Annotated in this window: 22 protein-coding genes; 2 read left to right on the forward strand and 20 right to left on the reverse strand. The window is 47.5% G+C overall.

The window, feature by feature from the left end; all coding sequences use genetic code 11:
• Nucleotides 1–51: 51 nt before the first annotated feature.
• From recG to V5G21_RS21125, 6 genes are all read right to left on the reverse strand, one after another.
• A complete protein-coding gene (recG, locus tag V5G21_RS21100; protein ID WP_095316006.1) occupies nucleotides 52–2097 on the reverse strand; it encodes an ATP-dependent DNA helicase RecG in 2046 nt (681 codons plus the stop codon).
• Entirely contained in the window at nucleotides 2094–2984 is an 891-nt protein-coding gene (gene sdaAA, locus V5G21_RS21105; protein WP_035201509.1) for an L-serine ammonia-lyase, iron-sulfur-dependent, subunit alpha, read from the reverse strand. The genes recG and sdaAA overlap by 4 nt, the downstream gene beginning before the upstream one ends.
• Before the next feature lie 15 nt (nucleotides 2985–2999).
• A complete protein-coding gene (gene sdaAB / locus V5G21_RS21110) occupies nucleotides 3000–3662 on the reverse strand; it encodes an L-serine ammonia-lyase, iron-sulfur-dependent subunit beta (protein ID WP_011247150.1) in 663 nt (220 codons plus the stop codon).
• A gap of 70 nt (nucleotides 3663–3732) precedes the next feature.
• Nucleotides 3733–4584 (reverse strand): DegV family protein, encoded by an 852-nt coding sequence (locus V5G21_RS21115; protein ID WP_306345003.1) that lies wholly within the window; start codon nucleotides 4582–4584, stop codon nucleotides 3733–3735.
• An 82-nt stretch (nucleotides 4585–4666) separates the two neighbouring features.
• A complete protein-coding gene (locus V5G21_RS21120) occupies nucleotides 4667–6304 on the reverse strand; it encodes a DAK2 domain-containing protein (RefSeq protein ID WP_051881102.1) in 1638 nt (545 codons plus the stop codon).
• Nucleotides 6305–6362: 58 nt separating this feature from the next.
• Nucleotides 6363–6725 (reverse strand): Asp23/Gls24 family envelope stress response protein, encoded by a 363-nt coding sequence (locus tag V5G21_RS21125; RefSeq protein WP_011247153.1) that lies wholly within the window; start codon nucleotides 6723–6725, stop codon nucleotides 6363–6365.
• Between the two features lie 193 nt (nucleotides 6726–6918).
• Here V5G21_RS21125 and rpmB point away from each other — a divergent pair, with 193 nt between their 5' ends.
• On the forward strand, nucleotides 6919–7107 hold the full coding sequence (gene rpmB, locus V5G21_RS21130) for a 50S ribosomal protein L28 (protein ID WP_011247154.1): 189 nt from the start codon (nucleotides 6919–6921) through the stop codon (nucleotides 7105–7107).
• 43 nt (nucleotides 7108–7150) lie between these two features.
• Here rpmB and spoVM read toward each other — a convergent pair whose 3' ends face one another.
• The 13 genes from spoVM to V5G21_RS21195 form a co-directional block, all read right to left on the reverse strand.
• Nucleotides 7151–7231 (reverse strand): stage V sporulation protein SpoVM, encoded by an 81-nt coding sequence (spoVM, locus tag V5G21_RS21135; protein WP_011247155.1) that lies wholly within the window; start codon nucleotides 7229–7231, stop codon nucleotides 7151–7153.
• 251 nt (nucleotides 7232–7482) lie between these two features.
• Nucleotides 7483–8130 carry a ribulose-phosphate 3-epimerase gene (gene rpe, locus V5G21_RS21140; protein ID WP_035201517.1) on the reverse strand — a complete coding sequence of 216 codons (648 nt, stop codon included), beginning with the start codon at nucleotides 8128–8130 and terminating at the stop codon, nucleotides 7483–7485.
• Between the two features lies 1 nt (nucleotide 8131).
• Entirely contained in the window at nucleotides 8132–9013 is an 882-nt protein-coding gene (rsgA, locus tag V5G21_RS21145; protein WP_011247157.1) for a ribosome small subunit-dependent GTPase A, read from the reverse strand.
• Between the two features lie 135 nt (nucleotides 9014–9148).
• Nucleotides 9149–11269 carry a Stk1 family PASTA domain-containing Ser/Thr kinase gene (pknB, locus tag V5G21_RS21150; RefSeq protein WP_035201519.1) on the reverse strand — a complete coding sequence of 707 codons (2121 nt, stop codon included), beginning with the start codon at nucleotides 11267–11269 and terminating at the stop codon, nucleotides 9149–9151.
• A gap of 1 nt (nucleotide 11270) precedes the next feature.
• Entirely contained in the window at nucleotides 11271–12020 is a 750-nt protein-coding gene (locus V5G21_RS21155; RefSeq protein ID WP_035201720.1) for a Stp1/IreP family PP2C-type Ser/Thr phosphatase, read from the reverse strand.
• 44 nt (nucleotides 12021–12064) lie between these two features.
• Complete coding sequence (gene rsmB / locus V5G21_RS21160) at nucleotides 12065–13408, reverse strand: 16S rRNA (cytosine(967)-C(5))-methyltransferase RsmB (RefSeq protein WP_035201721.1); 1344 nt, start codon at nucleotides 13406–13408, stop codon at nucleotides 12065–12067.
• On the reverse strand, nucleotides 13401–14342 hold the full coding sequence (gene fmt, locus V5G21_RS21165; protein WP_035201521.1) for a methionyl-tRNA formyltransferase: 942 nt from the start codon (nucleotides 14340–14342) through the stop codon (nucleotides 13401–13403). The genes rsmB and fmt overlap by 8 nt, the downstream gene beginning before the upstream one ends.
• Before the next feature lie 13 nt (nucleotides 14343–14355).
• On the reverse strand, nucleotides 14356–16746 hold the full coding sequence (gene priA / locus V5G21_RS21170) for a primosomal protein N' (RefSeq protein WP_095235919.1): 2391 nt from the start codon (nucleotides 16744–16746) through the stop codon (nucleotides 14356–14358).
• Between the two features lies 1 nt (nucleotide 16747).
• A complete protein-coding gene (gene coaBC / locus V5G21_RS21175) occupies nucleotides 16748–17953 on the reverse strand; it encodes a bifunctional phosphopantothenoylcysteine decarboxylase/phosphopantothenate--cysteine ligase CoaBC (RefSeq protein WP_095235920.1) in 1206 nt (401 codons plus the stop codon).
• Between the two features lie 113 nt (nucleotides 17954–18066).
• Nucleotides 18067–18279, reverse strand: a complete 213-nt coding sequence (gene rpoZ, locus V5G21_RS21180) for a DNA-directed RNA polymerase subunit omega (RefSeq protein WP_011247164.1) — start codon at nucleotides 18277–18279, stop codon at nucleotides 18067–18069.
• Nucleotides 18279–18896, reverse strand: coding sequence for a guanylate kinase (gene gmk, locus V5G21_RS21185; protein WP_011247165.1), 618 nt, complete (start codon nucleotides 18894–18896; stop codon nucleotides 18279–18281). The genes rpoZ and gmk overlap by 1 nt, the downstream gene beginning before the upstream one ends.
• Before the next feature lie 26 nt (nucleotides 18897–18922).
• Entirely contained in the window at nucleotides 18923–19186 is a 264-nt protein-coding gene (remA, locus tag V5G21_RS21190) for an extracellular matrix/biofilm regulator RemA (RefSeq protein WP_011247166.1), read from the reverse strand.
• Nucleotides 19187–19344: 158 nt separating this feature from the next.
• The gene (locus tag V5G21_RS21195; RefSeq protein ID WP_011247167.1) at nucleotides 19345–22080 is read right to left on the reverse strand and encodes a cation-translocating P-type ATPase; all 2736 of its coding nucleotides are present in this window, start codon (nucleotides 22078–22080) and stop codon (nucleotides 19345–19347) included.
• Between the two features lie 156 nt (nucleotides 22081–22236).
• Here V5G21_RS21195 and V5G21_RS21200 point away from each other — a divergent pair, with 156 nt between their 5' ends.
• Nucleotides 22237–23943: an Rqc2 family fibronectin-binding protein gene (locus V5G21_RS21200; RefSeq protein ID WP_011247168.1), complete on the forward strand. Its 1707-nt coding sequence runs from the start codon at nucleotides 22237–22239 to the stop codon at nucleotides 23941–23943.
• A gap of 78 nt (nucleotides 23944–24021) precedes the next feature.
• Here the strand turns inward: V5G21_RS21200 and V5G21_RS21205 are convergent, their stop codons facing one another.
• Nucleotides 24022–26613: a YfhO family protein gene (locus V5G21_RS21205; RefSeq protein ID WP_095235921.1), complete on the reverse strand. Its 2592-nt coding sequence runs from the start codon at nucleotides 26611–26613 to the stop codon at nucleotides 24022–24024.
• Between the last annotated feature and the right edge of the window lie 218 nt (nucleotides 26614–26831).

Below are 26831 nucleotides of genomic sequence, written 5' to 3' on the forward strand. Positions count from 1 at the left end.
AGACTAGGTACTAAGACTAGTATATAGATCTTCAGCGTAGGATTCAACCTTTTAATCGAGCTTGACTTCTTCGAAGGCGCCTGTTTTTTTCAAGTAATCATAGAGCAACCTGTACTCTGGATCTGTTTTCAGGACATTCGCTTTAAAAATACGGTCAGCATCTTGGCGTGCTGCTTCCAATGTTCGGTAATCGTGGACGACATCAGCAAGTTTAAAATCGGGAAGCCCGCTCTGTTTCGAACCAAAAAAATCACCTGGACCCCGCAATTCTAGGTCTCGCTCTGACAAAACGAAACCATCGCTTGTCTCTGTCATAATCCGCATTCGTTCTTTGCCGACTTCTGTCTTCGGTTGAGCAACTAAAATACAATACGATTTTTCATCGCCTCGCCCTACGCGGCCTCGTAATTGATGGAGTTGGGCAAGGCCAAATCGGTCGGCATCGTAAATGACCATAACGGTTGCATTCGGCACATTGACGCCTACTTCGACGACCGTTGTTGAAACTAAAATATGCAATTCATTGCGAGCAAAAGCAGCCATAACTGCCTCTTTTTCGGCTGCTTGTAAACGGCCGTGCATTAATCCAACTTGGGCGTCTCCTTGGAAATGGGCAGTTAGCATGCTATGAAAGTCAATTGCGTTTTGCACATCCAGCTTTTCAGATTCTTCAATCAGAGGGCAAATCACATATGCTTGGCGGCCTTTCTTGACTTCTTTGCGCACAAATTCAAGCACACGCTCCAACATCTCGTGCTGGACCCAATACGTTTCAATTGGCTTTCTGCCAGCAGGCATTTCATCAAGCACCGATACATCCATATCGCCAAAAACCGATATCGCCAGCGTTCGCGGGATAGGCGTGGCCGTCATAAACAATACATCTGGATGTTCGCCCTTATCGCGAAGGATGCGGCGCTGTTCTACGCCAAAACGGTGCTGTTCATCGGTAATAACGAGGGAGAGTGCAGAAAAGACAACATCTTCTTGAATGAGGGCATGTGTGCCGATGACAATATCCACTTCTCCTTTGGCGATTTGATCAAGCAGTTCACGGCGTTTTTTGCCTTTGACACTGCCAACGAGCAACGCCGTTTTCAGGCCGAGTGGCTCAAACCACGCTTCAATCGTTGTGGCATGCTGTTCAGCAAGAATTTCAGTCGGCGCCATTAATGCACATTGACCGCCAGCTCCGACAACTCCGGCCATACACGCCGCCGCAACAGCTGTTTTTCCTGAGCCAACATCTCCTTGCAAGAGACGGTTCATCCTTAACGGAGAGCGGATGTCTGACACAATATCAGCAATCGCGCGCTGTTGAGCGCCTGTAAGGGGGAACGGCAATAAAGAAGTAAATGCGGCAATATCATCCTCTTTTACGTCAAGCTGCCTCCCGCCTTGCTGGTTGCGAATCGCTTCTTTAAACGCGCGCATTTTCAATTGAAACAATAGCAGCTCTTCATACACATAACGTCGTCTTGCCTGCTTCGTTGCTTCTCGATTGAAGGGATAGTGAAGATGGCGCAGCGCTTCGCCTTTGCCCATCAACTTATAGCGTTTACGAATGCTTTCAGGCAACGGATCTTCAATTTGGCTACCGTACGCAGAGAAGGCGGCAGCAATCCATTTTTGCAATGCCTTGCTTGTTACTTTGCCTGAACTGTGATAAACGGGTTCGAGGTTGCCTTCTCGTTCAACGATGCCAAATTTTAATTCAGATCCTGTAATGGTCAGCCGATGGGCGTCCCATTTTCCGGTGACAGTCACGTCCATTCCAGGCTGAAGCTTGCTCTTTAAAAACGCACGGTTAAAGAAAGTGGCTGTCACCAACACACCATCCACTTCGATTCGAAACGTCAGCCTGTTTTTATTTTTGCCGTAGTAGCGCACGCTCGCTTCATTTTGGATTTTACCCGCCATTGTCACACGCTCATCATGGGCTGCTTCTGTAGGCCGTTTGAGCGCATAATCCTCGTAACGGAACGGAAAATACTCAAGCAAATCGCCAACTGTCAAAATGCCCATTTTATTGAGCAATTTTCCGCTTTCTTCGCCAACGCCTTTTATGGCTGTTACATCAAGGGTGCCAATGCTCATTTCGTTTGTTTCGTTCTCCTACCAAAAATCTCCGCTTCAAGCTTGCGGCCAGTTGGCGTTGCCGCAAGTCCGCCTTCTCCTGTCTCCCGCAGTGCTTCTGGCATTGTTTGACCAATTTTATACATCGCATCAATGACTTCATCGCAAGGGATGCGGCTCTCGATACCAGCTAAAGCCATATCCGCCGCCGTGATTGCAAGGGATGCGCCTGCCGCATTCCGCTTCACACAGGGCACCTCGACTAAGCCGGCAACTGGATCACACACCAAGCCGAGCATATTTTTTAAAGCAATTGCCATTGCATGGGCGCTTTGCCGAGGGGTCCCACCTGCCAGTTCGACTAGCGCTGCCGCCGCCATGCCCGTTGCTGAGCCTACTTCGGCCTGGCACCCGCCAGCAGCCCCGGAAATAGAAGCATTGTTTGCGACGACAAAACCAAACGCGCCGCTCGTAAATAAAAAGTTGAGTTTTTGTTCTTCCGTAGGCTTCAGTTTGTGAGCAACACCAAACAGCACACCAGGAACAACGCCAGCAGAACCTGCTGTTGGCGTCGCGCAAATTGTCCCCATTGCTGCGTTCACTTCATTTGTTGCCATCGCCCCCGCTACAGCCAAAAGGGTCGTCTCCCCGCCAATCATTGTCCCGTTTTTCACATAAGCAGCCAGCTTCTTGCCGTCACCGCCAGTCAGCCCAGAAACGGATACGACGTCTTCATGGATCCCTCGTTCTACTGCTTGCTCCATGACTAGCAATTGCCCGCGCATCTGTTCAATAATTTGGCGCCGCTCTCTACCGGTCACTTCGATTTCTTGGGTGATCATCACTTCTGAAATCGGCATATTGGCCTGTTCCGCTTTCGTAACTAATTCTTCGACATTTTTAAACAAACGGATCCCCTCCCTTTAATCGTGGATTTTCGAGACATGGGTAATGTGAGGGAGCCTCTCTAGTTCCAAAAGCAGCGCTTTATCGACATTTTGGTCGACTTCTATAACCATTAACGCGGTTTCCCCTTTTTCTTTACGCGACACTTCCATATGCCCGATATTCAATTGATGCTTTGCAAGGAGGTTGCTTACTGCGGCAATCACGCCATAACGGTCAAGATGGGCAACCAATATAGCCGGGTGGTTCCCCGATAAACGGAGGTCAAAACCGTTCAACTCGACTATTTCGATTTTGCCTCCGCCAATCGAAACGCCGACAAGATCTAAGCGTTTATCGCCTTTTGTCAGCTTGATCCGGCATGTGTTAGGGTGGTGGACGACGGCTTCTTCCTCATGGAGATGAACGTCCATTGCTGCTTCTTTTGCATGGTGGAAAGCATCACGGATGCGCTCGTCGTTCGTTTCATAATCAAGCAATCCACCTACAACAGCGACATCCGTTCCGTGCCCACGGTACGTTTTCGCAAAAGAGCCGTAGAAATGTACATCTGCCCGTTCAGGGACTTCAGCAAAAAGGGCACGCGCCACTTTGCCAATCCGTGCCGCTCCAGCTGTGTGAGAACTCGAGGGGCCAATCATGACAGGGCCGATAATATCAAAAACAGTCCGATATTTCATTACCATCCCTCCATTTTTAAGGAAAAAGAAGACTGCCATCTTCTTATGGGGAATGGGCAGCCTTCGATTTTTACTTTTGCTCCGCTTCTGTCATTGACAGCGAAACCGTCCCAGGGCCAACATGAGCGCCAATGACTGCGCCAATTTCTGTAACTGTCAGCGACTGTACTTGAAAACGAGCTTTCACTTCATTGGCCAGCTCATTTGCAAGCGTCTCATTGACAGCATGGGAAATGCCGACATGGACGTTCTTGTTTCCATATGCTTCTTCTAGTAAAGCAAGCATCTTGGCGATTGCTTTTTTCTGCCCTCTTACTTTTTCTTTGGCATACACTTCGCCGTCCTCTGACAAGGAAAGAAGTGGTTTCATTTTTAACAACGTGCCAATAAGAGCAGACGCCTTGCCGATCCGGCCATTCTTTTCCAAGAATTCGAGTGTGTCCACCAAGAAATAGACAGTCGTTAGCTCAAGCATCTCTTCAAAGCGCTTTTGGCATTCTGCCAGTGTAGCCCCTTTTGCCGCCAGTTTTGCCACTTCAACGACAATAATCCCGATCGCATACGAAGCGCGCTTGGAATCATATACATGAACATCCAGTTCTCCCTTGAGGGACTCTTTCGCAATTAGAGCCGCTTGCAAAGTACCGCTCATTTTTGCAGAAAGATGAATCGACATAATTTCCTTTGCGCCATCGTTTGCCAGGCTACGGTATAATTCTTCAAATTGGTTTGGCGATGGCTGCGACGTTTTCGGCATTTCACTCGCTTGCTGCAATTTTTCATAGAATGCAGGCGGTGTCAACGTGACCCCATCCTCGAATTGCTCATTGCCAAAATGAACGTTGAGCGGAATAACGGTAATTCCATGTGCTTCTGCTACTTCCTTAGGAATGTCTGCCGTGCTGTCTGTGACAATTTTCACCTTTTCCAAACGATCCCCTCCCCGTTATCGTCTATGCTCTTTATGCGCTTCCATCCGTGGTCTCGTCCTGTATGCAGATGGATCATTCGACTGAAAAAATGTACGAGTACAACGGCTGTCCGCCCTCAACAATATCGACTTCCATGTCGGCATGGCGCTCATTGACGTAAGCTTCAATTTGACTTGTATCGTCTGCGGTAGCGTCTTCGCCCGTTATAATGGTCAACACTTCTGCTTCCTCATCAATCATTTCATCAAGGAGCTTTTTCGCCACGTCTTGTTTACGAGGGCCACAAGCAATGATTTTTTTGTCGGCTATCCCCATAAAATCGCCCTTGTTTATCGTCTGATTATCCATTTGCGTATCCCTGACTGCATACGTTAGCTCACCTGTTTTTACTTCCTTCATCGCTTCGGCCATTGCGGCGGCGTTCTTTTGCAAACTGTTTGATGGATTAAATGCGAGCAACGCTGCTAAACCTTGGGGAACCGTCTTCGTCGCCACAACTTCAACGTCCGCTTCGCTTACCTCTGCAGCCTGTTTGGCAGCCATGACAATATTGCCGTTGTTTGGCAAGATAATCACTTGTTTGGCATTGGCTTTTTGAATAGCTTGGACAATATCTTCTGTGCTTGGGTTCATTGTCTGCCCGCCAGCAATGACTTGGTCAGCGCCAAGGCCCTTAAACAATTTCTCGATTCCTGAACCCATCGCGACCGTCACAATCGCAAACTCTGCTTTCGGCCGTGCCGATGCTGGGGCATGCCCACCGTGGCTATCATTTGTAAGGCGTGCGTGCTGCTCGCGCATATTTTCAATTTTCACTTGCATGAGCGGCCCATACGCTTGCGCCTCTGTCAACACTTCGCCTGGATATTCCGCATGGATGTGCACTTTTAATAAATCGTCATCTGATACAACAAGAAGGGAATCGCCGTACTCGCTTAATTTTTCCCGAAAAGCTTCTTCATGAAATGGCTGCTTTTCCAGTTTTTCACGGTCAAAACGCACCATCAACTCCGTGCAATAGCCGAATTCAATATCGCCCGTTTCCATATGAGACTGGGCATTTTGCGCATGGAAGTGCTCTGCATTAATCAAATCGCCTATATTTGGCTCTGCCAACAAGCTCGGTCTCCGCTCACCTGTAAGCGCTTGTAGAAAGCCAGCATAAATATAGACAAGCCCTTGCCCGCCTGAATCAACAACACCGACTTCTTTTAAGACAGGAAGCAAGTCCGGCGTGCTTGCAAGAGAGCGCTCCGCGGCTTTGATGATTGTCGTTAAAAATGGCGTAAAGTCTGTTTCTTTTTTCGCAGCCTGCTCTGCTGCTTTGGCAGTGTCTTTTGCTACAGTCAAAATCGTCCCTTCGACTGGCTTCATTACTGCTTTGTAAGCAGTGGCAACACCCGCTTGCAATGCTTTTGCAAATTGTTCAGTCGTCAATTCGCTATGTCGTTCCACCGCTTTGGAAAAACCTCTGAACAATTGCGATAAAATGACGCCTGAGTTCCCTCGTGCGCCCATTAAAAGCCCTTTTGCAAAAGCGCTAGCAACTTTAGCCACGTCCTCTTGCTGCGACTTCTGGATTTCTTTGACGCCAGAAGTGATCGTCAAATTCATGTTTGTTCCCGTATCCCCGTCTGGAACCGGGAACACATTAAGCGAATCAACCACATCCGCTTTATTCGCTAGCTCGCTTGCCCCCTCTATAAACATATGGGCAAGCGTCTCGCCATTCAATTTCTTGCTCACTTTGTCTTCCCCCTTCTCGATCCTAAGGATTCGCGACGCGAACCCCTTGCACAAAAATGTTCACCGATTCCACTTCAAGCCCAAGCATTTTCTCTAAATCGTATTTCACTTTTGTTTGGACCATATGGGCGACTTCCGAAATTTTTGTGCCATAACTTACGATAATGTACATATCAATGTGAAGTTCTTCCCCTTCTTCACGGGTAATCACACCTCGACGGAAGTTTTCTTTTCCTAACAGCTCCGCTAACCCGTCTTTAAAGTGTTTTTGTGAGGCCATGCCGACAATGCCGTAGCAATCAATCGCTGCGCCTCCGGCAATCGTTGCAACCACATCTTGTGACACATCGACTGTACCAAGCTCCGTTTTCATTTCAATTGTCATTGCTCTGCCTCCTTCAAATAGTAACCATACGTATCGCCATTTTACTATATCGCCTTCTATTTTAAAAGCTTTTGATTTGCGTCAAGCCTTTTTACTTGTCTTTTTTTATTGCGTTATGGAAAGGCCTATGCTAAGATGTTTGAGTAACGTTGACTACGTGTTTTTGTTGAGAATGTTAAGGAGGTGGCACTACATGGCTCGTGAATGCTATATAACTGGTCGTAAAGCGCGTTCTGGGAATAAGCGCTCTCATGCAATGAATAAATCAAAGCGTCGCTTTGGTGCAAACGTACAGAAAGTTCGTATCTTGGTAGACGGAAAGCCGAAGCGTGTATATGTTTCGGCGCGCGCCCTTAAATCAGGAAAAGTAGAACGCGTCTAAATACGCAAAAAAAACACCGCAATTGCCGCGGTGTTTTTTTATCTTATTCTTTTTTAAATGAGCCAAGCATTGCTCGAACAAATCCCCCTAAAAACTTCGGCAGCTTGATCGTATAAAATTTCATTGCTCCTCCTCCTCAAGCACTGGCAATCAGGCACGCCTGAACAATAAATTTTGCGAGCACACGCCAAACCGAGATTTGCCCGTCATTTGAATGAGTCAGCAGCCCGATTTGCCGCTCTCCTTTCATGAGGTCAAACGCCTTCTTGACGTGTCCACCCGTAGCTATTATTAGACTATGCAGCAAGAGGAAAAATCAGACCTGTTTTCCTAGTCCTCTCAAGGCTTTTAACATAAGGGGGTAATTCGCTCCATTCACTGCCCACGGATTTGCGCAATCGCTTTTGCTAAATCGGCTTCTTTAAACACTGCCGACCCAGCAACAAGAATCGTCGCCCCTGCTTGGACACATTGTTGTGCTGTCGTCGGGTTGATGCCGCCGTCTACTTGAATGTCCACTGGCAGCTGGCGTTCATCAATCATAGCGCGGAGCTTTTTAATATTAGCAAGTGCCCCTGGGATAAACGATTGTCCGCCAAAACCGGGATTGACCGTCATTTGCAGCACATAATCGACGTCTGCAAGCACAGGCTCAGCAGCATAAGCGGGGGTGCCAGGATTAAGAACAATCCCGGCTTTCATGCCTGCTTCTTTTATAGCGGCAACCGTCCGGTGCAAATGAGCGCTAGCTTCAACATGAACACTGAGGCAATCGGCGCCGGCTTGCTGAAAAAACGCAATTTGTTTTTCAGGCTGCTCGACCATTAAATGGACGTCTAATGGAAGATCGGTATAAGGGCGGATCGCTTCCACCATTTGGTGTCCAAATGTGATTGGCGGCACAAATTGCCCGTCCATCACATCGACATGAATCCAGTCGGCGCCTGCATTGTCACAAGCTTGGACCGTCTCTCCCATTCTTGAAAAATCACCCGCTAAAATCGAAGGCGCTACTCTGATCATGTTAATATCTCCTTTTTTGATCTTGAATTTCATGTAAAAACTGCAAATAGTGTTTATAGCGGAAAGAATCAACCTCCCCCGTTTCTACTGCATCCTTAATGGCACATTTAGGCTCCTTGTCATGAAGGCAGCCTCTAAATTTACAGTCATCCATTAAACTTAAAAACTCTGGAAAACAAAAGCGGAGGTCTTCCGCCTCCATGTCTGTAAACTCCAGCGAGCTAAACCCAGGCGTATCAGCGACAAGGCCTTCACCTATTGGCAAAAGTTCAGTATGCCTTGTTGTATGACGTCCCCGTCCAAGGTGCCTTGATATTTCATTCGTTTCAATTTTCGCCTCTGGGGCAAGCGCATTCAATAGCGAAGACTTCCCGACTCCAGACTGGCCAGCAATCACCGACACTTGATTCGCCAACAACGGGAGCAATTCGCTAGGATCATCGGCCTGTTTCGTTGATGTATATAGGACGGGATAACCGATTTGCTCATACATCGCCACTTGCCGGGTTAGGGCATCCCGTTCACTCGCCTCAAGCAAATCGGTTTTGCTAATGATTAATACAGGCTTGATGTCATGTTGTTCGATATGTACCAAAAAGCGATCCAACAAGAGCGTATGAAAATCAGGCTCCTTTGCCGAAAAGACAAGAATCGCTTGGTCAACATTGGCGATAGGTGGCCGGTTTAGCTGATTTTTCCGTTCTTTAATCGCCATCACATAACCGTCCGTTTCATTCTCCGCCTCAAATTCGACATAGTCGCCAACAAGCGGCGTCTGCTTGCGCTTCCGAAAAACACCTCTGCCTCGGCATTGGATAAGCGCCCCTTCGCTTTGTACATAGTAAAAGCCAGAGAGCGCTTTGACAATCAGTCCTTCTGGCATACCATCCCTCTCTTTTCTGCTTGATTTTCACGACCACTCGTTCTCTTTAAAGTCTGACTGCTCGTTTATTGAAAGAAGGGCGCGTTTCCACGCCCTCCGACTGTAAATAAACGCTCACATACGTCGCCGTTGCGCCTATTCCTCTTCCTCGGTGTACGTATAGATTTGCGACTGCCGGTTAAATTCATCATTTATATATACATCGTAAGAGCCTGTATAGCTAGGACTTACACGCAAATCGATTTCAAAATCAGTCGTCTCGGTAATCGTCTCTTCCACAAGCACTCGTTCATCACCTTGTGAATCGGCATCTTTGCCAACGATGCGAATGTCAAAACTTTGCCCATCTGCTTGCTGTTCTTCTGATACGACAATCGTTTGCGTGACGCGATAAACCATCGTCGGGTCTCCCTCATTGTCTTCGCCTTGAGTTGGCGTTTCTTCTACAGGGTCTTCGGCTTCATCTGTAGGCTGCTCGGGAACTTCCGCTGGAGGTGAGCCAGGCTGTTCTTGAAGCGGCTCTGGCCCTCTTGATAGCACCACGCTCACATTGTCCCCTCTCTCTAGCGTTGACAATGGTTCTGGAGACTGGCTAATAACCCGCCCTTCCGCGATTTCGTCGTCGTATTCCCTCGAAAAAGAGCCGCGCAACCCTTCGCTATTAAAATAAGCGCGTACATCATCTTCTGTTTGGTTCGTCAAGTCATCCAACTGAATCGATTCAGGCACGCTGTATGTGAGCACGACCGTCGTCTCGGCAGGAACGGCCATTGTGTCCGGCGACGGGCTTTGGGACAATACTGTGTTTTCCGGCTCGCTGTTGTCTTCCCGTGGCTGTGTCTCTACAGAAAATCCTTTCTGCTCAAGAAGCCTCGTTGCCGACGAAAGGGTTAGCCCTTGGTAATCATCAATTTTGACTTCATCTTTCGAGGCGCTTATAAACAGTTTAACTGGCTGGCCTTCTTTAATGACGCGGCCCGCTTGTGGATTTTGTCTGGCGACGCGCCCTTCATCGTAGTTTTCATCGGCGATTTCTTCCGTTTCTACCCGTAGATTACGGGCTTCAATTTCCTCAACCGCTTCTGCTTCGGTCATATTGACAACGTCAGGCACTTCTTGCTCAGGAACGAAGAAAAGCGCGTTCCAAAACGTAAAAGCGAGGACCGTCGCCCCGATGAGCACTGCTAGTGCAACTGCGCTCAACCATAGCCATTTTTTCCGCTTTTTCTTTTTCACTCCGTTGCCATCATCAGAAGTGGTGTTCGCTTCCGGTTCAGGCACGTTGTCACCCTCTGCCTCTTCTTGATGATTACTAGGTTTGCTTGGCACGGCAATGGTATCTTCTAATTGTTTATCGGCATAAACGCCAATAATCGGCAATTCCTTTGTCGTTTCGTCACTAACCGTGTCTTCGACAAAAGCGACATCTTCCTCAGCATCCGCTGATAGTGCAGCATCGCAAGCCCAGACCATTTCCTCTGCAGATTCATAGCGTTGCAGCGGGTCTTTTTGAGTCGCTTTCCTAATAACATTTTCAACACTTATAGGGACGCTTGGCACCAATTCACGTACAGAGGGTATGTCGTTTTGTAAATGCTTGATTGCGATCGAAACAGCCGTATCGCCAGAAAACGGAATCTGCCCGGTCACCATTTCATATAAGACAATGCCCAGTGAATATATGTCAGATCGATAAGTGACATGGCCGCCACGTGCTTGCTCCGGCGATAAGTAATGGACAGAGCCCATAACAGAATTGGTATGGGTAATCGTTGCCGACGTCATCGCCCTCGCAATTCCGAAATCGGTTACCTTCGCTTCGCCATTTTCGCTAATTAAGATGTTTTGCGGCTTAATGTCCCGATGGACGATTTGCATGGCGTGGGCATGGCCGACACCGTATAAAATTTGCTTAAAGTAATCAAGGGCAACAGCAATGTCTAAAGGCCCTTCTTCTTGAATCACTTGCTTTAGTGTGCGTCCTCGCACATATTCCATCACAATGTAGTAGACGTTGTCTTCCTCGCCAACATCGTAAATGTTTACGATATTCGGGTTGGCTAGACTTGTCGCTGCCTGGGCTTCACGTCTAAAACGGTTAATAAATTGTTCGTCTTCCGAGAATTGTGGCTGGAGCACTTTTACTGCCACGTGCCGATCAAGAATCACATCCAGCGCTAAATAAACATTGGCCATTCCGCCGCCGCCAATGCTGTCCAAAACGACGTAACGCCCGCCAATTCGTTCGCCTATCATATTATTCACCTATCTCCTTGCTAAAACGGACAAGAGCGATCGATATATTATCCTCTCCGCCACGTTCATTTGCTCGAGCAATCAGAGACTTGGCGATGACAGACAGCTCCTCTTTGCGCTCGACCTCGACTTGCAACTCTTTAATGGCAAGCTTGTTGGACAGACCATCCGAACAGATCATTAGCGTATCGATAAACTCAGAAGGAATCGTAAAAGAATCGACTTTCACTTGCGCTTCTGTACCGAGTGCCCGTAGCACGATGTTTTTCCGGGGATGGTGGTCAGCTTCTTCTGCAGAAATTTGGCCACTGCGGACCAACTCTGCAACAAGAGAATGGTCATCGGTTTGCTGGACCAACTGCTTTCCATTATAAATATAGGCGCGACTATCACCGACATGGGCAATCGTCGTGTATTCTTCTGTACAGACAGCAGCAATAGCAGTTGTGCCCATCCCTTCGCAATCAGGATTCTCTTTGGCATGGGCCAAAATCGAGGCATTGGCGTGTTCAAACGCCTCCTTTAAAAATTGTTCTGCAGATGACGCTGACAGAGGCTCTTTTACCTTGCGCCACTCGGCCTCCATTACTTCTGTCGCCAGGCGGCTAGCAACATCGCCGGCAGAATGGCCGCCCATGCCGTCAGCGACGATTGCAAGCGTACCTGCTGCCGATACAAAAATGCCGCCATTGTCTTCATTATGGGACCGCACTTTGCCTACATCTGTTAAAAATGCTGTGCTTTCAATCAAAAACGTCACCTCATTTAGCAGTCTCTTCTTTGCGCCCAGGCTCATTAAGACTTCCGTGTTAAAGCAACCATAAAGAACCCGTCTGTGCCAAAATCATGGGGCAAAATCGTTAAGCCAAGCGGACTAAAACGCCCGTTTGCTTGAATGTGATCAGGCAGCCTTCTATAAAATCGTTCATTCGTTTCGAACTGTGGATGAGTGTCTAAAAAGCGTTCTATCGCATGTTCGTTCTCTTCCTTTTCAATGGTACACGTGCTATAGACAAGCGTGCCGCCCTGTTTGACAAACTGGCTTGCATGGGCGAGAATCGCTGCTTGGACATTGGCAATGTGTTTAACGTCCTTTTCTGTCTTCGACCAACGAATGTCAGGCTTGCGTCGAATAACGCCAAATCCCGTACAAGGCGCATCGACAAGGACGCGGTCATAGTGTTTTTTTGTTTGAAGCGTCCTCGCATCTTCTGCACGTGTTTCAATGTTCTCAAGACCGAGCCTCGCTGCTTGCTCGGCAATGAGCTTCACTTTATGAGGGTGGAGGTCTAGAGCTAAAATATGACCCGTCCCGCTCATTTGTTCGGCAATATGGGTGGTTTTCCCTCCAGGCGCCGCACAAGCATCAAGGACATCCATTCCTTCTTCTGGACCAAGAAGCTTAGCTACAAGCATAGACGCTTCGTCTTGAGCGGTGAAAAGTCCTTCTTTGTAGGCTTTCCCTACAAATGGATTGCCTTTTTTTATTATGACAGCCAAATCAGGTAGCAGCTTGCTCGTTTCTGCCTCAACCCCTTCATGCCCTAAATGCGCCACTAGTTCTGCTGCTGTTGTCTTCATCCTATTGACGCGCAAACACACTTCAGGGGGAATGTTATTGGCATTTGCCATTGCAATCGCATCGTTTTCGCCGTATTGGTTCATCCAGCGAGCCATTAGCCATTGCGGATGGCTCGTTTGCACGGCGGCTCGCTCGATTGGATCAGCAATCGCACCCACGTCCGGCAATCCTTGCCGTTGGATGGAGCGGAGGACACCATTGACAAGGCCGCTAATGCCTTTATGGCCTCGTTTGTTGGCAATCGTAACCGCCTCATGGACAACTGCTCGGTCAGGAATGCGGTCCAAATATACCATTTGATAGACAGAAAGGCGCAAGAGTACATCTACCCATAAAGCACGTTTTTTACCCGATTTTATAAAAGGCGCCAAATAGTAATCAAGCGTTCGCTTCCTGGCAATCGTACCGTAAACGAGTTCCGTTAGCAGTCCGCTGTCGCGCTTGTCCAATCCGGCGTTTGTTAAAGTCGAATGAAGCAACAGATGGCTATACGCTTGGTTTTTCTCGACCTTGAGCAGCGCATCAAGCGCCACTTCGCGAACGCTCGGCCTATTCATGCCCTTCACCGAGACGCTTTCCTACTTGGAACGGATGGGCTCCTTGCAGCAGTTGGTTTGCTAGCACCGCTTTTTTTCCTGCTGGCTGGACAACTGTCAATCGCAAAATCGTCCCATTCCCACAAGCAACGTCAATTCCTTGTTTTGTCGCGGCTAGGATTTCACCAGGCTCACGGTCATGCTCCCCTGCTATTTCGTTTGCCTCCCACACTTTCAAACGGTTGCCATTTATAAGCGTGTAGGCAACTGGCCACGGGCGCATGCCGCGCACTTGGTTGAATAGCGCCCTTGCCGGCTTATGCCAATCGAGTACTTCTTGCTCCCGTTTGATATTAGGAGCAAACGTTGCCTTGTCCTCATCTTGCGCAACTGCCTCAATTGTACCCTGTTCTAAAGCAACAATCGTTTTTTCAAGCAAGTCAGCGCCAATCGCGCTTAGCTTGTCATGCATCGTCTGCACGTCGTCTTCATCTGTTATCGCTACCGCCTGCTGGGAAAGAACAGCTCCAGCATCAAGCTTTTCTGTCATATACATAATCGAAATGCCTGTTTGTTTCTCGCCGTCGATAATCGCTTGATGAATCGGGGCCCCTCCGCGGTATTTTGGCAACAGTGAGGCATGGACATTGATGCACCCGTATGGAGGAGCATCAAGGACAGCTTTTGGGACAATCTGCCCGTAAGCAGCGGTTACGATTAACTCCGGCGCAAACGCAAGAATGTCTTCATACTGCTTACGAATTTTTTCCGGTTGCAATACGGGAATTCCATGTTTTTGCGCTTCTTCTTTTACTGGGCTTGGCGTTAGCAGGCGTTTGCGCCCAACGGGGCGGTCAGGCTGTGTGACGACTGCCAATACCGTATGAGTATCGATCAGCCGTTTTAAAATCGGCACTGAAAATGCCGGCGTTCCCATAAACACAATTTTCAACACTTCCACTCCTTACTTACATAAAGAAATGCGGATTTACATCTATGCTAATTTGCAGTTTTTTGTTCGTTGCATCGCGCAAATAATGGCGCATGACGGTATCAAGTATTTCTTGAAGCTTTGGTTCATGCCTGTATTTTATCACGCATTGGTAGCGATATCTATCTTTGATCCTGGCAATTGGCGAGACAACTGGTCCGAGGACAACGGTTTCTTCGTTTAAGCTTTCTTTTAAGTAACGGGCAACTTTTTGTGCCGCTGATATCGTGCTCGCTAGCTCTGTATCGGAAATGGTTAAGAGTGCCATATAGTAATAAGGCGGATAACTGCCCTGTTTGCGCAGTTGCATTTCCTTAGCGAAAAACTGTTCATAGTCATGGCTTTTTACGAGCTGGATGCTATAGTGATCAGGTGTATACGACTGGATAATGACCTCGCCTTTAAGCTGGTCACGCCCTGCCCTCCCTGCCACTTGTTCCAACAGTTGGAATGTCCGCTCAGCACTGCGGAAATCAGGAATATGCAGCATCGTGTCCGCTGTTAATACGCCAACAAGGGTAATCCGCGGAAAGTCGAGCCCTTTGGCAATCATTTGTGTTCCTAATAAGATGTCAGCATCGCCTTTCCCGAATGCTTCCAAAAGTTGTTTATGCGCCCCTTTTTTTCTCGTTGTATCGACGTCCATGCGGATTACTTTTGCTTCAGGCAAAAGGCGCGCTAACTCTTCTTCGACTTTTTGCGTACCAGAGCCAAAAAAACGAATATGATCGCTTCCGCATTCTGCGCACGTCTTTGGCATTGGCTGTTCATCGCCGCAGTAATGGCATTTGAGCGAATTGCCAGCCCGGTGGTATGTATAGGAAATGTCACAATGGCTACAGCTGGCCACATAACCACAATCCCGACACATAACAAACGTCGAGTAGCCGCGCCTGTTTAAAAACAGCACACTTTGTTCGTTGCGTTCAAGGCGTGCTTGCAATGCTTGCAGCAATTGCCCGGAAAACATCGAACGGTTGCCACGTCGCAGTTCTTCACGCATATCGACAACGTCGACCTCTGGGAGGGGGCGGCCTTTAATGCGTTCCCTCAAAGACAAAAGGCGGTAGACGCCCTTTTTTGCACGCGCAAACGATTCAACTGAAGGCGTGGCGCTGCCTAAAAGAACGGGAGCCTCGTGCTTCCGTCCCCGGTAAAGGGCCACATCCTTCGCATGGTAGCGCGGCGTTTCTTCTTGTTTGTAGCTTGTTTCGTGTTCTTCGTCAATGATGATGAGACCAATGTTTGTAAACGGAGCAAACACAGCCGAGCGCGCTCCAACAACAACTTTGACTTCTTTGCGGTGGATTTTCCGCCATTCATCATATTTTTCGCCATTCGATAAACCAGAATGCATAATCGCCACCAAGTCACCGAACCTTGCCTTAAAACGTGTGACCATTTGCGGTGTTAATGAAATTTCCGGCACAAGCATCATGGCTTCTTTGCCTTTTTCCAACACTTTTGCGATGGCTTGCAAGTAAATTTCCGTTTTCCCACTCCCTGTTACGCCATGAAGGAGCATCGCTTCATGGTGGCCGTTTTCAATCGCTGCTTCAATGGGGGCAATCACCGCTGCCTGCGCTGGTGTTAATTCCAGAGGGGAGCTAGGAGGGATTTGCTCATGTTGCAACGGATCACGGTAAACTTCTACGTCCGTCTCTTCCGCAAACCCTTTTTCAATTAACGCTTTTAATGTTGCTCTAGTCGTTTTGCTCTGTTGTAGTGCGTCCTTGGTTAGGAGTGGGCCATTTTCCTGCAAATAGCAAAAAAGTTCCCGCTGCTTTTTGGCACGTTCGGGAATGTCCTCTACTTGTTTCGGCAAAGCTTGTACCAGTTTCGCTGTCTTTTTGGCGCCTTTTTCAGTCACTTTATAAACGAGCGAGACGGCCCCTTCGTCAAGCGCTGTTTTGAGAAGCGACAAATCTTGTTTCATAAGACTACGTGCTTCTTCCCATGGTACGACATCGTGGTCCGCGAACAACGTTTGCAGCGGCAATGGCAACAAATCCAGTGCCGCTTTACGCTCAACTTGTTTGCTGACTTTTGTTTTTAAAGCGGCTGGCAGCATCGCAAAAAACGCTTTGACTTTGTAACAAACAGTTGTTTTTGCCAACCAGTCCCCAAGTTCTAACAATTCTTCGCTAAGCACTGGCAATGGATCAAGCACTTCACTGATTGGCTTTAGTTTCGTTGCTTCGCTCGTTTGTTCAAGAGCGACGACAAAGCCTTGTATGCGCCTAGGCCCAAAAGGGACGATCACACGGGCACCTGGACGCGCAAACGCTCGCCATTCGTGCGGCACTTCGTAATCAAATAGCCTGTCCGTCTGTGCTGTCGGCACATCAACAATGACACGGGCAATCACTTTACGCTTCACGCCTTTTCATATAAGCTTCTAGTTCATTGAGGATTTGCTTGGCTACCTCTTTTTTTGAGGCTTGCGGATAAGCCGTTTCCTGTCCATCTCTAGTAAATACAGTGACCACATTTGTATCAACATCAAAGCCAGCGCCTTCAGTAGTAATGTTGTTCGCGACGATTAAGTCAAGGTTTTTTCTCTCAAGCTTGCTTTTGGCGTATGTGTGCAGTTGCTCAGACTCGGCCGCAAAGCCGACAAGAATTTGTTCCTTTTTATGTTCGCCAAGAAAACGCAAGATGTCTTTTGTCCGCTCTAGTGCAACCGACCATTCGTCTGCGTTCTTTTTCTGTTTATGGGCAAAAACGTCAACAGGTTGGTAATCGGCAACTGCTGCTGCTTTTATGACGATGTCCGCTTGTTGATAGCGCTTATTTACCGCATTGTACATCTCCTCAGCAGTTTGTACGGCGACCGTTTTAACGCCAACAGGGGCTTCAAGCGCCGTCGGACCTGTTATTAACGTGACATGAGCGCCGCGTCGCCGCGCTTCTTGTGCGAGCGCATACCCCATTTTTCCAGAAGAGTAATTGCTGAAAAAACGAACTGGGTCAAGAGGTTCCCTTGTTGGTCCTGCCGTTACGATTACCTGTTTGCCACGCAAATCTGTCGCCTCTTCCAAAAGCGTATCGACCAGTTCGAGCAGTTGCTCTGGCTCGGCCATACGGCCTTTGCCGACCCACCCGCACGCAAGATAACCAGCACCAGGCTCAATTAATTGATAATGATAAGACCGCAGTTTTTCCATGTTTTCCTGTACAGACGGGTGTTCGTACATGTTGACGTTCATTGCTGGCGCTAATGCTACTGGCGCTTTCGTTGCCAACACAAGCGTTGTCAGCATGTTGTCAGCAATGCCTGCCGCTAATTTCGCAATTGTATTGGCGCTTGCAGGAGCAATCAAAACAAGATCTGCCTGGTCAGCAATGTCAATATGGGCAATTTTTGTTGCGTCTGGTTCTGTAAATGTATCTGTATAAACAGGATTGCGAGATAGTGCTTGAAACGTCAAAGGCGTTACAAACTTCGTGGCTGCTTCTGTCATGACCACATAAATGTTCGCTCCCGCCTGTGTTAACTTGCTGACAAGCGCTGCTGTCTTGAAAGCGGCGATGCCTCCGCTCACACCTACTACAATCGTCTTGTTTTTTAACATCGTGCTTTCCTCCATTTAGGCAAAGATGCAAAAAAGCTGTCTTCTTTGGGCAAAGGTGCCGTTATGGCAAACCAAATGTGTACGAAGACAGCTTTCGTTTTTATTCGCTTTTTTCACTGCTCCTCTTTTGGCACACGCTTTGTCAGCTGGTCGTTCACAATTTCCTCAAGGGCAATGCCGACAAACTTATATGACTTCGGCTTTTCCACAAGTGGCACCCGGGCAGAGTCTTCTTTCATTTCACGAGCACGGCGTGCAGAGACTGTAACAAGCGAGTATTTTGAATCCAATTTTTCTAGCAAATTGTCAATTGAAGGGTACAGCATTATTTTTCGACCTCCACAAGTTCTTTGTATTTTTTTATTAGGCGTTCCCGTTTGCAATGTTCAGCTGTTACAATCGCTTTAATCCGCTCAACGGCCCATTCGACTTTATCGTTTTCGACGACGTAATCATACATGGTCATTAAATCAATTTCTTCTTTTGCTACGGTCATCCGTTCATTAATAATGTCTTCTGTTTCCGTGCCACGTCCGACAATCCGGTCACGCAATTCTTTTAAGCTTGGAGGCGCTAAAAAAATAAATACCCCTTCTGGAAATACGGTTCGGACTTTTTGCGCTCCTTGCACTTCAATTTCTAAAATAATGTCTTTCCCAGCATTGATCGTCTCCTGGACATAGTCAATGGGCGTGCCATAATAATTGCCGACATACTCGGCCCATTCTAGTAATTTTCCATCCTCGATCATTTGCTCAAATTGTTCTCGCGTTTTAAAAAAATAGTTGACACCATGCTTTTCGCCTTCGCGTGGTTTCCGCGTCGTCGCCGAAACAGAATACTCAATCGCTGTATTCTGGTTCCGCAATGCCCCGCAAACCGTGCCTTTGCCGACGCCTGCTGGCCCTGATAATACGATAAGCAGCCCTTTTTCTCTTTTCATCAAACTGACTCTACCTCCATTTTCGCTTAGGCGTCTTCCACTCCATCCTCTTTCGTATGTAGCCGTTGGGCGACCGTTTCTGGTTGAACGGCGCTCAAGATGACATGGTCGCTGTCTGTAACAATAACAGCTCTCGTTCGCCGACCGTAGGTTGCATCAATCAACATATTGCGGTCACGCGCCTCTTGCATAATTCGTTTGATTGGCGCGGATTCCGGGCTGACAATTGAAATGATCCGGTTTGCGGAAACAATATTGCCGAACCCGATGTTAATAAGCTTTATCGTCATGAAATAATCCCCCGTTTTCGGTCAGCCATGCATTCTATCATCCATTATACCAAATCTTCTAGGAGTTATACGAATGATTATGAAGTCCCAAGTAGATACGTATTCAATCTTGTATTTTACCTCATTTTTTACAAGACATCAACAAAATGCCCCCTTGCTTAAGGGGCAAGGGGGGTATTTTCTCTCGCGTTGTTCTTTGGTTCCTTTTTAAATAGCTGGAAACCGCCAAGGACGACCGTTGGAATTGCCGCCATGCCAATAACAAGCAGCCATTCTCTAAACCCTAACGCAACTGTATGGAAGACAGGCTGCAACTGAGGCACATAAATAACGGCTACCATTAACAAGATCGAAATGAAAACAGCGCCAACTAAGTATTTGTTTTCAAACAAATGACGGTGGTAAATCGAATATTCGCTTCTGCAGTCAAACACATGGATTAACTGGGCCATGACAAGCGTCAAAAAGGCAACGGTTTGCGCAAGCGTAAGCTGTGCCGGATCATTTTCATAGGTGAGTGAGAAGGCAGCAATCGTTACCGCGCCGATCATAAAACCACGGCTAATGATCTTCCAGCCAAGTCCCCGGGCAAAGACACCTTCGTCTTGTTTGCGCGGCTTCCGCTTCATTACATCCCCTTCCGCTTGGTCCATTCCAAGAGCAACAGCAGGAAGCCCGTCTGTCACTAGGTTGATCCATAAAATTTGAATGGCGACAAGCGGCAGAGGCATGCCGAGCAGAATGGCAAATAACATCACCAAAATTTCGCCAACGTTCGAAGCCAGCATATAGCGGATAAACTTGCGAATGTTTTCGTAAATGTTGCGCCCTTCTTTTATTGCTTCCTTTATCGTAAGGAAGTTGTCATCAGCAAGGACAAGTGACGAAGCTTCTTTAGCAACGTCTGTGCCTGTCACTCCCATAGCGATGCCGATGTCCGCCTGCTTAATTGCTGGCGCATCGTTAACACCATCCCCAGTCATGGCGACAATATCGCCATTCTTTTGCAGTGCTTTGACAATTTTTAATTTATGCTCAGGGGAAACGCGGGCATAGACATACACATCGTCAACGACTTCTTCCAGTTCTTCAACCGATAAACGGGAAAGTGTTTTTCCGTCCATGACTTTTCCGCCCTTTGGCAAAATCTGCAACTCTTTCGCAATCGCGGCAGCCGTCACTTGATGGTCGCCTGTAATCATAACCGTTTTAATTCCCGCTTCTCGGCACTCTTGGATCGCATCTTTTGCTTCTGCCCGAGGAGGATCAATCATGCCTTGGATGCCGACTAATATTAAATTCCTTTCGGCATCATCGCCATCTTTGACATTCTCCTTTCCCATCAAAGGACGGTAAGCAATCGCCAATGTCCTTAGCGCTTTTGATGCCATTTGCTCGACAACGCCCTCAATTTCAGTCTGTTTGGTTGCTGTCAACGTCTCTGTGCGCCCATCCGTGGCAACTGCGTTGCAGCGGGCAAGAACGACATCAGGTGCTCCTTTTGTGACGACATAGGCTTTGCCGCTTTCGTCTTTAACGATCACACTCATCATTTTCCTCGTTGAATCGAATGGAAATTCTTCGACTCGCTTGTAGGTTGCTGCTAGCCCTCCTTTCGTAAAGCCCGCTTTTAAAGCAGCAATGATAATAGCCCCTTCCGTCGGGTCGCCATCAAGAGAAAGGCCGGTTTTGCTTTTTTTCTTTCCCTCTTGTTTTTCAACAAATTGAGCGTTGCTACACAAGACGCCATAACTAAGCAATCGGCAAAAAGTCGGACGTTTTGCAATCGCCACTACTTCTGCGTTTTTCGTAAATTCGCCCTCTGCTTCATAACCTGTGCCACTCACATGAAGCCATTCATTGTTCGCCCATAGCTGCTTGACCGTCATTTTGTTTTGTGTAAGGGTGCCGGTTTTATCAGAGCAAATGACGGTTGCACAACCGAGCGTCTCGACTGCTGGGAGTTTGCGGACAATTCCTTTGCGCTTAATCATTCGCTGCACACCTAGAGCGAGTGCAACAGTGACAATCGCTGGCAAACCTTCTGGGATAGCTGCAACGGCAAGAGAAACACCGGAAATAAACATCGTATGCAAATCATGACCTTGAAGCAAGCCAATCAAGACAATAAGCGCCGTTAAGAATAGGGCGACAGCAATCAACGTTTTGCCAAGCTGCTCCAACCGCCGTTGCAAAGGGGTCATGACAGGTTGCGCTTCTTGCAATAAATGGGCGATTTTGCCCATTTCCGTTTTCATTCCTGTACCGACAACAATGCCAACTCCGCTTCCTTGCGTCACCATCGTTCCCATAAATGCCATGTTTTCCTGATCGCCGATTGGCACATCCAGCTTGGCGATTTCCTGTCCATGTTTGTGGACAGGGACGGACTCGCCAGTGAGCGAGGCTTCATCAATGCGCAAGCCGGCTACGTGGATCAAGCGTATATCAGCGCCAACTCGGTCGCCAGGCCCTATTTTGATCACATCACCAGGGACGACTTCAGCTGAAGGAACGTGCCCCCATTCGCCATTGCGCAGGACATCCACCTTAGGTGCTGACAGCTCCTTTAAGGCATCAAGTGATTTTTCGGCTTTGCGCTCTTGGACAAAACCGAGAATCCCATTTAGCAACACAATGCACATAATTGTAATCGCATCGAGCACTTCGCCAATCAAACCAGATACGAGCGTCGCAGCCAACAAAACAAGCACCATAAAGTCTTTAAATTGCGCCAAAAACGTGGCCAACGCTGATGGCCGTGGCGCTTCTTTTAGTTTGTTCGGGCCATATGTGCTGAGGCGCTTTTTGACATTTTTATCTGTCAATCCTTTCGCTATATCTGTATTTGTTTTGTACTCGACTTCCTCTGGCTTCATGCTATACCATTTCATTGCCTCACCCCACATTCACTTGTACTCACAAGATGCCCCCCTAACTTGTACATGCTTCGGTATACAAGCCATCTTATTCAGTGTCAGGCAAAAAAATGCTATACTCATTGTGAAACATCGTCGCAACGGAAGATGAGGAATGAAGAGGTGAGATACATGTCTTTTGACGGCATGATGACAAGAGCAATCACACATGAATTGCAGCAATTAGTCGGCGGCCGGATTAATAAAATCCACCAGCCATTTAAAACAGAACTTGTATTTACTGTTCGAGCAAAAGGGAAGACCCGTGCCCTTCTCGCCTCTGCCAACGCTGTGTTTGCACGCCTGCACTTAACAACGGAAAAATACGACAACCCCGCCGAGCCGCCAATGTTTTGTATGCTGTTGCGGAAACACCTGGAAGGCGGCATCATTACGTCGATTACCCAACATGGCTATGACCGGATAATTGTCTTAAAAGTCGCCAATAAAGATGAGCTTGGCGATACAACAGAAAAAACGTTGATTGTGGAAATCATGGGGCGACATAGCAACATTATTTTAGTTGACGAAAAAACAAACACGATTATCGACAGCATTAAGCACGTCCGCTTTGACCAAAGCAGTTACCGTCTCGTTGGCCCTGGACAGCCATATAAATGGCCACCAGAGCAAAATAAACTCGATCCTCTTACGGCGACAGAAAAAGATGTTCTTTTCGCGCTTGATTTTCATGGAGGGAAATTGGACAAACAACTTGTCCAATCATTTGCGGGTCTTTCTCCCTTGATCGCAGCTGAAATTGTCGCCCGGGCCAAATTGGCTAACCGGCAAACGTTGCCCCCTGCATTTGTTAGCACGTTGGCACCGTTGAAAAACCACGAGTATACGCTAGAACTCGTGCAAGGTGAAAAAGACTATTTTTCAGTCATTCATCTTAGTCATAAAAACGGGGAACGCCACGTGTTTTCCTCACCAAGTGCTCTTTTAGATCGCTATTACTATGGCAAAGCAGAACGGGACCGGGTCAAACAACAAGCGTTCGATCTGGAGCGCTTGCTCAAAAACGAATACCAAAAAAACAAACGGAAGTTAAAAAAGTTAGAGCAGACGCTTCAACAAGCAGATGAAGCAGACAGCTACCAAAAACAAGGAGAGTTGCTAACTGCCAACATTCATGCCGTTGACCGCGGCGCTTCATCCGTAGACGTCATTGACTATTATGACGAAAATGGCCAAACCATCACCATTGCCCTCGACCCGCAGAAAAGCCCAGCAGAAAATGCGCAGTCCTATTTTAAACGCTACCAGAAAGCGAAGACGGCGCGTATTGAAGTCATGAATCAACAAGAGAAAACAGAACAAGAACTGGCCTATCTTGATTCGCTGCTCGCGCAAATGGCTTCTGCCTCTCCACGCGACATCGAGGAAATTCGCGAAGAGCTGATTGAAGGTGGCTACATTAAAAAGCGGCAACAAGGCAAAAAGAAGAAAAAACAACTGGATAAACCACAGTTAGAAACATACCGTTCTTCTACTGGCATTGAGTTTTTAGTAGGGAAAAACAACCGCCAAAACGACTATTTGACAAACCGTCTCGCACGGCAAGATGACATTTGGCTCCACACGAAAGACATCCCAGGTTCACACGTCGTCATCCGCTCAGCCTCGCCAGATGAAGAAACGTTAACAGAAGCAGCGCTTGTCGCCGCCTTTTTCTCGAAAGCGCGCGACTCTGCTTCCGTTCCGGTCGATTATACAAAAATACGCTATGTGAAAAAACCAAGCGGCGCCAAGCCTGGCTATGTCACATACGACAAGCAGACGACGCTTTTCGTAACGCCAAAAGAAGACATTGTCCGCTCGCTTCGTATCGATTAGAAAACGTACGATGATCGCACAACACACTCCTGTACGGTCGCAGGCGAGAGCGGCAAACAGGAGTGTAGTTAGCCGATTTTATGAGGTACTTCGCCAGCGCACATATATCCACGTCGCTGTCGCCAACAATCCACATCCACTTAGAAGAAGCGATGTGCGAAAATAAGGCGGCAAATAAGAAAAGACAATCTCATTTTTCCCTTCTGCAATCGCCGTGCCGAGGAAAGCATAATTGGCCTTTTCGACTTGCTGCTTCTTCCCATTGACGCTCACTTCCCACCCTTTCTCATAAGGGATTGGGACAGTTAAATGAGTGTCGCCTTTTTTATTGTCGTAGGAAAGACGCAGTGTTCGCCCCTCAAAGGAAACGTGAATGGGTTTGTTTGCCTCACGGGCATACACATATTGGAGCCGTTGATACGTCTCACTTTGAAGCGATAAGTCCTTAAGTGTGTATATGCCTTTTGGCACTCGTAACGACACGATTTCACGAGAAGGAACGCGAATGGTCAAATCATTGGCATCTGTTTTGTAAATCGAACTCCGTGATTTGCGCCACGCTTTGTAATCGTTGACTTGCAATGTAAAACGGGGTGCCGTTTTCGATTGGTTTTGCAAATAAAACGAAACATAATCATCGATTTCCTCGGCAGCCCGGTTCACAAATACAATATCAATGCCGCCGACCTTATCCGTAACAGTGAGTGTGCCGTTCTTGTATGTGCCTCCTACTGCGTTGATTCGCGCCCTTTCCAATACATCTGTCTCTGGAACCGCTTTGGCGGTTGCTTTTCCAGATGCGAGCACAATCCCTTCTAACATCGCATGTTCGCGAACAAGCGGACTGTACTTTTCTAAGTCTTCCTCAAGGAAGACGTTTGACGTTGCCCTGGCAAATGGGAGCAGCCATTGATTTTCATATAACGCATAACGATCATTTTCAGAGAAAAGAGTGAAGCCGTAAGGAATAGCAGTCTCTTCCTTTTTGTCAACTAACTTAAATTGCACGTTCATAAGGCTATGGAGATTGGCGCGATCACCAAAACCGTAATACCGGCTGACACTTTCTCTTCCCATGTCAATTTGCAAATGATCGTAGTAAAACTGGAGAATGTTTCCGTTCAGCACACTTGAATAGGCGCTATTGCCATAAAAACCTTGTATGAGCGGAGTGTTGTTGCGGAAATCGACCATCCATTCGATTCGGGCCAATGGGTGCTTTTTCCTTTTTAACGCTTGTTCGATCAGTTCCCCTTGTTGAGGCGAATCGTATGACTCGCTGCTCATAAAGCGTTCAGATGCTTGTTTTGTACTTGTAGTCGAAAAAAACGTGCTCGCTCCGACGTTAATGAACAGCAATTGGCAAACGATGAACAAGACGCAAAGCAAAGCCACCCTCTGGCGGGACTGGCGCAAGCACAAAACGGCTAACCCACTTACGACAGCCAAAATGGCGATGCCGACTGCATACTGGCTAGAGAAAAAAGGCAATGACAACGTATCGTCAAGAAGAAAAGCGAGCATATAAATCATTACCATGGCAACGACACCACGGGCAAGATCAGGCTTTGTTAGCGCCTGCAAGTGCATCATGCCACGGGCAATCACGCCCCCTACCGCAAATGTCCCTATATACTCAAAGCGAAATTGTGGCGCCGAAAACCCATTAAAGACGCTCGCCACAAACGGGCTGTAATGGAACAAGCAAAACAATAGGGCAATGACGATAAACAAGCGTGCCGTTTTGTCGACATAAAGCTGCTTTATACAAGCAAACAAGACAAATAAAGGAGGCAACAGCCAAAATTTGCTTCCGTATAAAAGATTATCATGGACAGAAAACAGTGGGACTTTGTCTGTAAACGGCGGGCGATAGTTGCTTAAAAAACCGCTAACCGCTGGAATAAACGCCACCGCGCTTATGAAAAAACTGAGCACTGCAATCGCCACATAATAACGCAGTTGAACGTTTATAGTCAGGCGGTCTTCGGGAAAGCGAATCAGCCAGCGTAGCAAAGCGTATACACTTAAAAAGATAAAATGTACATACGAAAAATAAAAGTTATTGATAAGTGACAGGCTCATGGCAGCAATCAGCCAAAACGGGTTTTCTTCCCTGATCAGCTTTTCGACGCCTAGGACAAGCAAAGGCAACCACAAAAAGGCATCAGCAAAAAATTCCCAGTAAATCCCGTGAGTGAAATACATGACACTCACCCCATAAAAAACGGCTCCTAAAAAGGCGTACGGAAGAGACATGTTCATGTAGTGGAATACACTCGTCGCCAGAAAGAGAATCAGCGCCAACCTAGCTGCATTGATATACACAGCTGCCTTTCCCCAGAACAACAGGTCAACGTTGGCAATCAGCCCGCTCATTTCCCCGACATAAACAAGCAGGCAAGAGAAGGAATAAACCATACTTGTTGAAAAATAATAGGCGAGTTGTGAAAACGTGCCTGCGCCTAAACCAAACTGGATCGAATAACTCCAATGACCATTTTTTAACTGTTGGTATAAAAAATGCTTAAAAGGCAGGATTTGCCCAAGTCCGTCATTTAGCCCTACCATAAATCGGCCAGCTGCTGTTTCATAAAAAAACAGAGCGTGGGCGAGCACAGCAACGACGATGCTTGCTCCTCCTACTAACAGCAATTGTTTCTTACTCATGTTAACCCCAACTTATTCCCATTGCGTCATAATGTATGTTTAGCATGCCCTTCGCCAAACCTGCCATTCGTATCCGTGTTGCTTGCAAACACAAAAAAGCCAGCCTTTCTTTAATAGAAAAGCTGACTCAGAATGGTCTGAGTGCGGGTATCGAATTTCCCTTTCCGTTGATCCCCCAAACCGTTAAGGCAACGACAGCGAAAAACAGCTGCTAAGTA

The sequence above is a fragment of the Shouchella rhizosphaerae genome (genome assembly GCF_036700015.1).
Taxonomy (GTDB): Bacteria; Bacillota; Bacilli; order Bacillales; family Bacillaceae_D; genus Shouchella; species Shouchella rhizosphaerae.

What these genes read in the sequence shown, in the direction of transcription:
- recG (WP_095316006.1), bottom strand. Translation starts at nt 2,097, where the DNA reads ATGAGCATTGGCACCCTTGATGTAACAGCCATAAAAGGCGTTGGCGAA.
- sdaAB (WP_011247150.1), bottom strand. Translation starts at nt 3,662, where the DNA reads ATGAAATATCGGACTGTTTTTGATATTATCGGCCCTGTCATGATTGGC.
- V5G21_RS21120 (WP_051881102.1), bottom strand. Translation starts at nt 6,304, where the DNA reads ATGTTTATAGAGGGGGCAAGCGAGCTAGCGAATAAAGCGGATGTGGTT.
- V5G21_RS21125 (WP_011247153.1), bottom strand. Translation starts at nt 6,725, where the DNA reads ATGACAATTGAAATGAAAACGGAGCTTGGTACAGTCGATGTGTCACAA.
- rpmB (WP_011247154.1), top strand. Translation starts at nt 6,919, where the DNA reads ATGGCTCGTGAATGCTATATAACTGGTCGTAAAGCGCGTTCTGGGAAT.
- spoVM (WP_011247155.1), bottom strand. Translation starts at nt 7,231, where the DNA reads ATGAAATTTTATACGATCAAGCTGCCGAAGTTTTTAGGGGGATTTGTT.
- rpe (WP_035201517.1), bottom strand. Translation starts at nt 8,130, where the DNA reads ATGATCAGAGTAGCGCCTTCGATTTTAGCGGGTGATTTTTCAAGAATG.
- rsgA (WP_011247157.1), bottom strand. Translation starts at nt 9,013, where the DNA reads ATGCCAGAAGGACTGATTGTCAAAGCGCTCTCTGGCTTTTACTATGTA.
- pknB (WP_035201519.1), bottom strand. Translation starts at nt 11,269, where the DNA reads ATGATAGGCGAACGAATTGGCGGGCGTTACGTCGTTTTGGACAGCATT.
- rsmB (WP_035201721.1), bottom strand. Translation starts at nt 13,408, where the DNA reads ATGAATAGGCCGAGCGTTCGCGAAGTGGCGCTTGATGCGCTGCTCAAG.
- coaBC (WP_095235920.1), bottom strand. Translation starts at nt 17,953, where the DNA reads ATGTTAAAAAACAAGACGATTGTAGTAGGTGTGAGCGGAGGCATCGCC.
- rpoZ (WP_011247164.1), bottom strand. Translation starts at nt 18,279, where the DNA reads ATGCTGTACCCTTCAATTGACAATTTGCTAGAAAAATTGGATTCAAAA.
- gmk (WP_011247165.1), bottom strand. Translation starts at nt 18,896, where the DNA reads ATGAAAAGAGAAAAAGGGCTGCTTATCGTATTATCAGGGCCAGCAGGC.
- remA (WP_011247166.1), bottom strand. Translation starts at nt 19,186, where the DNA reads ATGACGATAAAGCTTATTAACATCGGGTTCGGCAATATTGTTTCCGCA.
- V5G21_RS21195 (WP_011247167.1), bottom strand. Translation starts at nt 22,080, where the DNA reads ATGAAATGGTATAGCATGAAGCCAGAGGAAGTCGAGTACAAAACAAAT.
- V5G21_RS21200 (WP_011247168.1), top strand. Translation starts at nt 22,237, where the DNA reads ATGTCTTTTGACGGCATGATGACAAGAGCAATCACACATGAATTGCAG.
- V5G21_RS21205 (WP_095235921.1), bottom strand. Translation starts at nt 26,613, where the DNA reads ATGAGTAAGAAACAATTGCTGTTAGTAGGAGGAGCAAGCATCGTCGTT.